The organism is Embleya sp. NPDC055664 (assembly GCF_053618075.1).
In genome coordinates this window covers 116,028-125,811 of sequence record NZ_JBSHGZ010000031.1, presented here as the reverse complement: position 1 = coordinate 125,811, position 9,784 = coordinate 116,028, and the positions used below count along the sequence as shown (strand labels likewise).

The following is a 9,784-nucleotide window of genomic DNA, read 5'->3' as shown; positions in this document are numbered from 1 at the left end:
CGACGCCGACCAGGGACATGTCCACCTGTCCGCGCCCCGCGGCCTCGGCGATCATCGCGTCCATCAGCGCGGCGAACACGCCGACGTCGCGCCACTGGCGAAACCGGTCGTACACCGTCGACCAGGGCCCGAACTCGCCCGGCATCTCCCGCCACCGACTGCCGGTGCGGAACCGCCGGACGACACCCTCGAACTGTTCCCGCAGCCGCTGCGGGTACGGACCGAAGCCGCCTATCGGCAGGAACGGCTCGATCAACTCCCACTCGTCATCGTCGAGTTAACGTCGCGCCACGAAAGTGTTCTACCACTTCGCGATCGGGATTGATCACAACTCCGTACAGGCCCTAGCAGTTGATGAACGGGAAAATGAACGACTGGGGTGGAAGTTCGGGCGTTCGGCGGCGCCGGGGGCGGGTGTTCGGTAAACGACCGATAGATGAACACGGAGCCCGATGCGCAGCTGCGTCAACACCCTGTCATAGGGACCACCCCGCAGATACTCCGAAAAGGCCCGGGAGCCCCGTGGTCGGCGGGGAACGGACGCTGAAGGCGTTGGCCGCCGAGGCGGCGGCGAACGAGACCCGGTACAAGGCGCGGGTGCGCACGGTGTTGCGGTCGGCGTACTCGGCACACTGGCGGCGCATGCTTGCGCCGTTGCTGAAGTCGCTGGACCTGAAGTGCAACAACACCGCGTACCGGCCGGTGATGGACGCGATCGACCTACTCCAGCGTTATCTGGACCAGCCGTTGAAGGAGGGCGCACGTGAACCCGTACGGCAGATTCGAACTTGACATGAACACCCACCTGGACTTGGCCGACGAGCCGGTGGCCGTGTTGCCCCGTCCCCGCGCACCACAAGAGAACGCGGCACCGGCAACGGACTGACACGGGGTGCCGGTAAGAACGCTGTCACCGGCCGCAAACGACGGACGTCACGTGCGGCGACGTGCGGCGGGGTCGCGTTCGGCGACGTGACGGGCGACCGCGTCGACTCCGGGACGGGCGTATCGCTCCAGGGAGCGGACAGACGCGTGGCGGGAGCGGGCCAGCAGCATCGAGGTGGAGGTGCCGTCTTCGGCGTCGTGGGGCCGGGCCCGGCCGGTCTCCGGGCACACGTCGAGTGTCGGCGTCCCGGCCGGGGCCTTGCGGTCGGTGAGGAACAGCGGGCTGCGGGTGCGGCGGGCGATGAGCCGGGGCAGGAGCTGGGCGGTGCCGGACTGCCAGTGAATCCACTCCGTGGCCCCGCCCTTGGCGGTGATCCTGCCGCGCTTGTCCTGCGGGTAGAGGTCCTCCACGTTCAGGCACAGCACCTCGTCGGCCGCAGGTCGCGGTGATCACCGTAGGGGCTCCGCCGCAGTAAATCCGGCATTTACCGCGACAGGACGTGGGCTGGTGCGGATGTCAGTCGTACCGCTGGTGGTAGTGGTGCGTGCTGAGGGCAGGCTTCGAACGCCTGGATGACCAGCCCTGCGAAGCGTCGGGATGCCTTGACCTGGCTGGCAGTCGAGGTGACGTGGATCCCCTTGTTGGCCATGAGTACGAGAATCAGGTCGTCCAGGACGAAGTCGGACCGCAGGTGCCCCGCTTCCTTGGCTCGCTGAGCCAGTTCGGCGACTGCTTTCATCGTGTACTCACGGCCTGCGGCGACATCCTTCACCCCCGGGTAGGTGGACAGGAAGGCTTGGGTGAAGCCCCGATCGCGTGCGTGCAGCTCACAGATCCTCTCGATCACCAGGCACAGGCCACGCCACGGATCAGGATCGGCGCACCCCTCGTCGACAATGGCGCGACATTCATGGAACTGGTCCGCGAAGGCCTCGGCGACCAGCATCTGCTTGGTCGGGAAACGACGGTACAAGGTGGCAGGTCCCACGCCTGCGCGCCGCGCGACCTCCCGCATCGGCACGTCCAGGCCGTCGGCGGAGAACAGCGCTCGGGCCGCGTCGAGGATGCGTTCGCGGTTGTCCAGCGCGTCGGAGCGCAACGTATGAGGGAAACGGTCGGTCACCACTCTCACTTTACCTAAGCGGACGGGGGCGTCCGTTACGGTCCGAAACGTAGAAGCCCTCGCGCTTGAGCGGTCCGAGAACCTGGAGACCACATTGAAGGCAATCTCGATCCAGACGTTCGGAAGTCCTGACGGCCTGGCCGTTGTCGACCTGCCGGTGCCCGCACCTGCCGCCGGACAGGTACTGATAGCCACCGAGGCGGTGGGCGTCGGTGGTGTCGACACCGTGATCCGAAGCGGGGCTCTGGCCGCCTACGGCTTCAAGGAGGGCCACATCCCGGGTGGCGAGGTGGCGGGCACGGTGACCGCGGTCGGTGAGGACGTCGACGCGTCGTGGATCGGCCGGCGGGTGTGGGGCTTTACCGGCACCGGCGGAGGCTACGTCGAACAGGCCGTCGCGCCGGTCGAGCAGATTCTTCCCCTGCCCAGCAGCCTGTCCGCCGCTGCCGCGGTGACGCTCGGCAGTTCCGGCTCGGTGGCCCACTTCGGGCTTCGCCACGCCCGTTTCGCTCCCGGGGAGACGGTCTTGGTGCGTGGCGCGGCCGGCAGTATCGGGATCATGACAGTCCAGCTCGCGGCTCGCGGTGGTGCCGCCGCGGTGGCGGTCACGACATCGTCATCCGAGCGCGGCGAGCGGCTGCGCCGCCTCGGCGCGACCCACGTGCTGGACCGCTCCGGCGACGGAGGAAAAGAGGCTCCCGCGGGCTATGACGTCATCATCGACGTTGTGGCCGGTGAGGACATGCCGTCGTTCTTCGACAGGCTCAACCCGAACGGCCGCATGGTGGCCGTGGGCGCTGTCGCAGGTCAGCCGCCCGCCGACTTCGGCACGAGGATCATGACGGCGTTCCAGAAGTCGATGTCCTTCGCCGCTTTCAGCGCAGCTACCGTCACCCCAGCCGACCTGAGTGCCGTACGCGGCAAGCAGTTCGCCGCTGCCGGCCGTGGCGAGATCGAAGCGGTGGTGCACGAACTGCTGCCACTGGATGAAGCTGTGCTGGCGCACCAGAAGATGGACGCGGGTGAAGTCTTCGGCAGGATCGTGCTGACACCGTAGCCCCCGTGCTCTCTCCTCCGGGGGCGCCTGGGGCATCCACGGGTCGGGTCCCGTCATGAGAGACGCCGGTGCGGCCCTCTCCCGGTGCTGCACAGGCACAGGTTCACTCGTTTTCCACGGTGGATTGTGCCGCCCGTTCGGCCGGGGCCCGGGGGACCGGTACGGAGGCCGCCGCGAGGTTGAGGCGGGCGCCCATGTCGAGGTTGGCCTCCCCGTAGGGGTTGACGTTCGACCAGAACAGAGCAGTCAGTCCGCGCCGGTCCTCGTCGCTGAGCTTCTTCGCCCACTTCGGCTCGTCCAGAACTTGCTGGAGCAGCAGGGTGTTGACGTGCACGAGCGCCGACTGGAGTAGGTACAGGGCGAGCATCGACGTCTCGGCGTGCTCCTTGTCCGGGCCGGTCAGGGCACCGTCCTTGCCGTAGTGCAGCACCGTGTTCGCCGAGTTCCAGTTCTCCACGACCCGAAGGCCGCCGTGAATCTCCCGACGCAGGCCGGGGCTGGCCAGGTAGTCGCATGCGAAGACCGTGCGGACCGCGCGGCCGAGTTCTTCGAGCGCGGCGTAGGTGGGGTCCTTGGGGCCGCCGCGGGTGAAGCGCCTCAGCACCTGTTCGGCCTCGGCGGTACCGAGCCGGAGTGCGGTCGCGTACTTCACCATCTGATCGTACTGCTGCTCGATCAGTTCCCAGCGGATCGGCCGCGTCAGCGAGGCGCCTAGCGCCGGCCAGTCGGCTGGGGTGTCGTCCGGGCGGTACAGGCGGATGCTGCCGATGTTCTTCAGCCGCGGCAGCAGGCGGAAGTTGAGCAGTTCGGTGAAGGCGAACCCGACCACGCTCGCGCCGTGCGTGTCGACGTACTGGGACTCGATCTCGGCGTCCGTGCAGTGCCGCAGCAGGCCCTCGATCATCGCCGCGACCTCGGACGACGAACAGGACTTGAGCTGGGAGTAGATGCAGACGTTCTTCCGCTCGACGTGCCACTGGATCATCACGCCGTTGCCGCCGTGGTGGGCGTGGTACTCGGTCATGAAGTTGCTGGACCAGGACCCGAACTTCTTCGAGTCCGACGCGCACGCGGTGCCGCGACCCCACCAGGCGGCATCGCGGGCGGCGAACGTGCCGTCGACATCGGCGTACTTCTTCAGCAGCCTCATCGCGTCCATCACCGGCCGGTAGGCGGTGTCGTCACACCGGAAGCCCAGCGTGTTCAGCAGCGGCGGCGGCATCTGCCGGTAGTACGAGCTGTAGGAGGAGCGCAGGGTGGTGCGGACCTTGGCCTTGAACACCTTCTCGTTCGCCTTCGCCTCAGCCACCAGCTCACGCAGCGTCTTCTCACCCACCACCGGGAACAGGGCCCGGCGTACGACCTCGTCGGGCTTGTCGACGGCCGCCGCCGCCGGCTTGAAGAGGATGCCCTCCTTGCCGCGGATCTTCTTCAGCTCGGCCGTCAGCTGCTTCTCCACCCGCCGCTCGGCACGGGCGTTGACCTTGTGGACCAGGGCGACCAACAGTTCGGCCAGGGCGTCGGTGATCTCTGCTTGCCTCGACCAGCACAGTGCCGCGAGCAGGGTGACCCGCACGTCTGCGCTCGTGTCGAGGAAGTCCGAGGGGTACATCTTGATCGCCCGGGCCCGCCACGCGGCCAACAGTTTCTCCGAGCAGTCCGCGAACAGTCCCTCGGGCAAGCCCAGTCTGCGGACGTCGTTGAGCTTGGTGATCGCGGTGAGCAGGGAGTCCAGGCCGACCGCACCCGGGTCGCGCTTGAGCGCGGCCAGCAGGGCGGTGCCGGTCTCGTTGTCCTCGGCCACAAGACACAGCAGTCGGCCTGTACCCGCCTCGCCTAGGCGCTCGATGACGCGGGCGCAGAATGCTGACTCCCACCGGCCCCGGGCGCCGACCAGGATCTTTTCGACGCGGGTCCGGCCCGACGGCTCGACCTTCCGCGCCCGGTACTCGACCAGCAGAGCGTCGCGCTGCCGGGCCTCCACCAGCTCGACCGGGCACACCTCCACAGCCAGCCACCCGGTGAGCGCCTCCTCGTCCGCGAGCGTCGCCGGCCGGAACCCGAGCGCCTCACGGATCTGCTTGCGGTGGTACTCGGCAGTCCGGCCGACCAACGTGTACTTCGCGAAGTCGGCGGCCGGACCTTCACCAGATCGGCGACGTACTCCACCGCGACCGACGGGATCTCTTCCAGCACATCCGGGAACCGGCCTTCCAGCTCGAAGAACTTCAGCAACAGGCTGAAGCCGAGCCGGGTCGTCCCGCTCTTGTTCGCCACCAGGTCCCAGTCGCCGTCTACCAGCGTCCAGTTCGCCAACAGATCCTCTGGCGACCACTCTTGCCGCACGCCCGCCCCTTTGGCCTCGATCACTCGATCAGACCAACGACCGCGCCCAGGGCCGGAAAACGGGGCGCGTTCGGCTACCCGCGACCTACCTTGCGGCTGGTGTCCGAGCTAGGCACCGGGGCCGTGGCCGGCATCTACCGGGCGCCGACCGAGCACGCCGAACGCGAGGCGTACCCCGAAACGTGCCGAAAAGGCCCCCGCCGACGTCGCCGCCCTCCAACCCGGCGACATCCCCGGCCCCGGGAGGGTCCGACGATGCCCGGTCTCGCCGGGCCGGGGGCGGAGTGCACGTCGGGCCGGAGAGTGTGTCCGTGTCTGTCGCGTGGTGATCCGAAGTACAGGCAACCCCGAAAGATGGACTTATCATAAGCCCAGTTATGATAGGTGGACCCATGTCGAGGAGATCCGACGCGAGGAACGCGACGCCAGCCGCACCAGGCTGCTGCTGTGCGGATCGGCGATGTCCTTCATGGGCCGCCTCCTCAGCGGCAACGCGCCTCTGCGCGGTCGCGCGGGACTGGAACTGCTCGTACCCACCCTCGACTACCGACTGGCCGCCGAGTTCTGGGGAATCGACGACCCCGGGACCGCCCTGAAGGTCAACGCCATCGTGGGCGGCACACCCGCCTACCGCCGCGAATTCGCCCGCGACGACACCCCGTCGGGACCCGACGACTTCGACGCATGGGTGATCCGCACCGTACTCTCCGCGTCCAGTCCGCTCTTCCGCGAGGCCCGCTACCTCCTCGCGGACGAACCCGATCTGCACGACGGGGCTCTCTACCACTCCGTCCTCGCGGGCATCGCCGCCGGCAACCACAACCGGGGCGGCATCGCCTCCTACATGGGCCGCAAGTCAGGCGACCTCGCCCATCCGCTGACCGTCCTCGAGGACTGCGGCCTGATCACCCGCGAACCCGACGTCTTCAAGGACAACCGCACCACGTTCCGCATCGCCGAACCCCTGGTCACCTTCTACCACTCCGTCATGCGACCCCTGTGGTCCGACCTGGAGCACACCCGCGACGCGACCGCGCTGTGGCAACGCAGCCAACGCCGCTTCGTCGGCAACGTCATGGGCCCCCACTACGAACAGGTCTGCCGCCACTGGACCCGCCACCACGCGGGCCCCGATCTCCTCGGCGACCACCCCTACCGGATCGGTTCCGGAACGATCAACGACCCCGCGCGCAAGACGAGCCACGAACTGGATGTCGTCGCCTTCGGCCTCGACGACGACAACCGCCAACCGCTGCTGGCGATCGGGGAGGTCAAGTGGGGCGAGACGATGGGCCTGCCCCACCTCGAACGCCTGCGCCACATCCGGGCCCTGCTCACCGCCCGGAACCGCCACGGCGCCTCGACCGCGAAACTCGTCTGCTACAGCGGCGCCGGATTCACCGCCGACCTTCGCGAGCACGCCGCGGACGACGGCGACGTACTCCTCGTGGGCGTCGACGATCTCTACCACTGAGCGGCGGTGACAAAGCCATGCTCGGGGCTCGGCGGCGAGCCGACCCCGACGCGACAACCGGCGTGCGGGCATCGGACGCGAACCAACGGAGCAGCCACCGGTTGCGACTGCGGGACGCCGCCGCGTCCGGACGTCGCGGGTGGCGACTTCCGCTCCCGGTTGTGGATCCGGGACGACGCGCTGACCTCGCGGGCCCACGGTGAACCGTGACGGTCGCCGACTCGACGCCTTCCGCCTGCGTCGACACAGGCCCGGCGCTCGTGGGCCGAAGCCGCAGCGGCTTGGCCTTGGTGGACAAGCGCCGGCCGGTCGGGGTTCGGTCTGCTCTGCCGCGACGTCCGCGTCGACGGCGCCCAAACCGTGTGGTGCAGCGACCCGACGGCCCGTCGTGGCCGGTCCGCTGCCAGTCGGCTTCGCCGAGATCGGCGGGGTGCGGCGCGACCCCGGTGTCCGGTAAGAGGCGCTTCTCGCCCGGAATGGCGCTCGGATGTCCGCCGGGGTGGTCCCGGTCCTCGCGCACTGCTCGAACGTGAGGGGTCCGTGCCGGTGTTGGGCGAAATCGGCGCGTTGTGCGACAACGCGCGACCGCGCACCAGGGTAGTCAGGAAAGGGACTTCCCCTTTTCGTGGTTTCACGCGCCGCCTACGCTCGTGGGCGTGACGACACCTTCCGAAAGTTGCTACTCCTGTCGGCAGGACGCCTTGTACGACACCCTTCCGCCTCGCGAACGCATCGTTTCCGACGCGCTGTGGAGGGTGACGCACGCGGTCCGTACGAGCATGCCGGGCTGGCTGGTCCTGGTCCCTCGGCGCCATGTGACCTCGATCGCGGACCTGACCGAGGACGAGGCCGCCGGTCTGGGGCTGTTGCAGGTCCATGTGTCGCGGGCGCTGCAGGCGGTGACCGGGTGCGCCAAGACCTACGTGGCGCAGTTCGCCGAGAAACCGGGGTTCGAGCATGTGCACTTCCACGTGGTGCCCCGTATGGCGGGCCTGGCTCCCGAGTTGCGCGGGCCGGGCGTGTTCGCCCTGTTGAATCCGACCGAGGCGGAGCGGGTGTCGACCGCGGAGATGGACCGTGTGGCGCTCGCGATACGCGGGCACCTCGGATCGGTGCCGAGCGCGTCAACGCCGTGAGTGCGGCGGCGGATCGGTGGTACGGCCGCCCGGGGGCGGTCAGGGGACGGCGTCACGCCACGGCGCCGGTGGGCCGTCAGTCGGGGGCCGTGTCCATGCCGAAGCGTCCCGGGCCGTCTGCGGTGCGCAGCATTTCGTGGACGCAGCGGCGCAGGCCGCTGGTGGAGTCGGCCCATGGGAACCATGGCACCCGCTGGAACAGGTCGCCGGCTCGGGCGGTGTCAGGGTGGGTGAGGAGGGCACGGAGGTCGTCGGGAGCGGGGTCCTCGACGAGGCACAGCCAGGCGATGCCGGCGCCGATGCGGATGTGCCGGGGACGGTCCGGTGCCGACCACAGGTCGCGGGCCCATCCGGCGACGTGTACATCGTGGTGTTCACGGCCGAGTTGGGCGATCGCCAGAACCAGGCTCGCCTGGACCGCGGGGTCGTCGTCCGTGGCCAGTCGGTCGTGCAGAGCCGCGGTGATGCGGGTCGTCTCGGCGGTCGCCAACGCCAGGACGAAGGCGACCGCCGACCCGACCTCCGGATCGGGGTCCGCCAGGAGTGGCAGCAGCAGGTGCACGTCGGCGGTGATGGCGTCGCGGGCGGCCTGGATCGTCCAGTCCACCGGGCAGTCCACGGGGCCGATCATCAGCGGCTCTTCGGCGACGTGGAGGAGGCCTTCGCGGGTTGCGTCGCCGAGGTGTTGGCCGCGTCCGCTCGCGGCGACCAGGGTAAGCGTCGTCGCGCGCAGGCCCGGGAATCCGGTGGCGGCGATCCGGAGCAGGAACGGCACCGCCAGGGCTGCCGCCTCGATGGTGCCGCCCTGGTGGTGCAGGCTTGTTCCACAGCTGGTCCAGGGCCCGTTCGGCGGCTTCGGCGTCGGTGGTGGCGAGCGTCGTGAGGAGTTCGGGGATCTCTTCGCCCCGGCCGTAGAAGTGCGGGAAGCGCCGCCACGGGATCGCGTCGTACCGGAACCCGTCCTTGGCGTGGCGCGGGAGGGCGCTCACCACGGTACGCACGTCGCACTCGGTGCCCACCCACGGCTCCGGCCAGTGCGCCCAACGGTCCTCGTCCACAACCCCGGCCTCGACCTCGGCCTTGGACACCGCGGCTTCTTGCTCTCACTGGAATTCGCTTGTAGTGGACTGCTTCGTATTCCCGCTCGGATCGGTCAACGGCGCACGCGGTAGCGCAGGTGGAGCACCCGGTCGCCTTGAATCACCACGTCGGGGTCCTCCAATAGGTGTTGCGCGTCGAGTGACCCGAAGTAGCGTTTGCCGGACCCGAACACGACGGGCACGACGTCCATGCGCACCTCGTCGACCAGGCCCGCGGCAAGCACTTGGCCGCCGACGTCGCCGGCGGCGACCTCGACGATGCGGTCGCCCGCAAGCTCCTGCGCCTTGGCGATGGCCGCCTCGACGCCGTCGACGAAGTGGAACGGCGCCCGGGGGTCCCAGCCTTCGGGCGCCGGCCGGTGCGTCACGACGACCACGTGGTCGATCCCGCTCGGCGGCTTCCCGTCCCAGCCGTCCGTCATGTCGAAGACGTGGCGGCCGGCGACCGTCACCCCGATCTGGTCCCAGTACCGCCGGGTGTAGTCGTAGGACGTCCGCGACACTTTCACCTCGCCGCTCTCGTCCAATGGGACGTCGCCGCCGGACAACCAGTCGAACAGCGGTCCGGGCTGGTCGTTCTCGTCCGCGACGAAGCCGTCCACCGACACCGAGCCGTACATGACCACCTTGCCCACGGGGCTCTCCTCTGCTTTCGGGTGCCC

The 9,784-nt window shown here is 69.0% G+C and carries 10 protein-coding genes and 1 pseudogene; 4 read left to right on the top strand and 7 right to left on the bottom strand.

Translation table 11 applies throughout. The annotated features are described in order from the left end of the window. Positions 1-256, bottom strand: a 256-nt coding sequence (locus tag ACWGR4_RS36070) for a transposase (protein WP_452131969.1), incomplete at its 3' end; no start/stop codon positions are given. A 266-nt stretch (positions 257-522) separates the two neighbouring features. Here ACWGR4_RS36070 and ACWGR4_RS36065 point away from each other — a divergent pair. Beyond that, the gene (locus ACWGR4_RS36065) at positions 523-792 is read left to right on the top strand and encodes a hypothetical protein (RefSeq protein ID WP_452131970.1); all 270 of its coding nucleotides are present in this window, start codon (positions 523-525) and stop codon (positions 790-792) included. Between the two features lie 141 nt (positions 793-933). On the opposite strand, the gene ACWGR4_RS36060 is transcribed toward ACWGR4_RS36065, so the two are convergent. Beyond that, on the bottom strand, positions 934-1,296 hold the full coding sequence (locus tag ACWGR4_RS36060) for a site-specific integrase (protein ID WP_452131971.1): 363 nt from the start codon (positions 1,294-1,296) through the stop codon (positions 934-936). Positions 1,297-1,370: 74 nt separating this feature from the next. After that, complete coding sequence (locus tag ACWGR4_RS36055; protein ID WP_452131972.1) at positions 1,371-2,009, bottom strand: TetR/AcrR family transcriptional regulator; 639 nt, start codon at positions 2,007-2,009, stop codon at positions 1,371-1,373. A 94-nt stretch (positions 2,010-2,103) separates the two neighbouring features. Between ACWGR4_RS36055 and ACWGR4_RS36050 the strand changes: the two genes are divergently transcribed. After that, positions 2,104-3,066 (top strand): zinc-binding dehydrogenase, encoded by a 963-nt coding sequence (locus tag ACWGR4_RS36050; RefSeq protein WP_452131973.1) that lies wholly within the window; start codon positions 2,104-2,106, stop codon positions 3,064-3,066. Positions 3,067-3,169: 103 nt separating this feature from the next. Here ACWGR4_RS36050 and ACWGR4_RS36045 read toward each other — a convergent pair whose 3' ends face one another. Then, positions 3,170-5,179, bottom strand: coding sequence for a Tn3 family transposase (locus ACWGR4_RS36045; RefSeq protein WP_452131974.1), 2,010 nt, complete (start codon positions 5,177-5,179; stop codon positions 3,170-3,172). A 32-nt stretch (positions 5,180-5,211) separates the two neighbouring features. After that, positions 5,212-5,412 (bottom strand): annotated as a pseudogene (locus tag ACWGR4_RS36040) (DUF4158 domain-containing protein); the annotation flags it as partial. 460 nt (positions 5,413-5,872) lie between these two features. Between ACWGR4_RS36040 and ACWGR4_RS36035 the strand changes: the two are divergent. Continuing rightward, positions 5,873-6,886 carry an ATP-binding protein gene (locus ACWGR4_RS36035; RefSeq protein ID WP_452131975.1) on the top strand — a complete coding sequence of 338 codons (1,014 nt, stop codon included), beginning with the start codon at positions 5,873-5,875 and terminating at the stop codon, positions 6,884-6,886. A 656-nt stretch (positions 6,887-7,542) separates the two neighbouring features. Continuing rightward, positions 7,543-8,022, top strand: coding sequence for an HIT family protein (locus ACWGR4_RS36030; RefSeq protein WP_452131976.1), 480 nt, complete (start codon positions 7,543-7,545; stop codon positions 8,020-8,022). 76 nt (positions 8,023-8,098) lie between these two features. On the opposite strand, the gene ACWGR4_RS36025 is transcribed toward ACWGR4_RS36030, so the two are convergent. Both ACWGR4_RS36025 and ACWGR4_RS36020 read right to left on the bottom strand, forming a co-directional pair. Then, positions 8,099-8,797 carry a hypothetical protein gene (locus tag ACWGR4_RS36025; protein ID WP_452131977.1) on the bottom strand — a complete coding sequence of 233 codons (699 nt, stop codon included), beginning with the start codon at positions 8,795-8,797 and terminating at the stop codon, positions 8,099-8,101. A gap of 378 nt (positions 8,798-9,175) precedes the next feature. Then, a complete protein-coding gene (locus tag ACWGR4_RS36020; RefSeq protein WP_380014396.1) occupies positions 9,176-9,757 on the bottom strand; it encodes a dihydrofolate reductase family protein in 582 nt (193 codons plus the stop codon). Positions 9,758-9,784: the final 27 nt, after the last annotated feature.